Source organism: Neisseria sp. 83E34, from assembly GCF_001308015.1.
In the GTDB taxonomy this organism is placed as follows: Bacteria; Pseudomonadota; Gammaproteobacteria; order Burkholderiales; family Neisseriaceae; genus Neisseria.
The window spans coordinates 1-629 of the sequence record NZ_LGYH01000038.1 but is presented as its reverse complement, the minus strand read 5'-3'; the positions used below and the strand labels follow the sequence as shown (position 1 = coordinate 629).

General features: G+C 57.1%; 1 protein-coding gene. It reads right to left on the bottom strand.

The window, feature by feature from the left end:
* A partial coding sequence (locus AKG09_RS11775) for a DUF6531 domain-containing protein (RefSeq protein WP_197272164.1) occupies nt 1–629 on the bottom strand: 629 nt, incomplete at both ends.

The window sequence follows — 629 nt, the reverse complement described above, 5'->3', positions numbered from 1 at the left end:
GCAATCACATAATGGCCGTCTGAATTTTTGCCGAACCAGATTTGTTCGCTCTCGAACAACACCGGTTCTTCATCGTCTTCTTCCGGTTCCGGCAGCGGAAACAAACGCCCCTGGTCGTCGATATAGGCCAAGCCCGCCGCATCGCGGATGATGCGTTGGCTGCCGGGCACGCTCCAACCCTCGCCGAGCCAGCCGGTGCCGTCTTGGTCGGAATAATAGCTGCGGTTCCACACCAAAGGCATTAAGCCTTCGAAGGCAAAGTCGGTTTCGTTCTCCAGAAACTTCAATCCGTGAATCGGGTTGACCGGTCGGCCGACCGCCGCCGCAGCCTTACAGGAAATACACGGTCTCGGCGGCTTCGGCTTCTTATACTTGTTGTTCATGTGGAACATATCGCCGGCCCGGACGATATAGCGCTTGCGGATTTTAACCGAAGAAGAGTGGCGCATCGGCCAGGCCGGTTTGGTGGCGGTGCGGGAAATCACCCCTTTGCGGCCGGGCAGGGCGATTTCGTCGCCGTAGGTGCGGTTGGTTTTACTGGCTTTGAAGACGAAGGCGGGTTTGCGGTTGATTTTAACGTCTTTGGTAACGTTTTTAGCGCCGCCCAAATCGGCGAACAGCGGGAAGGG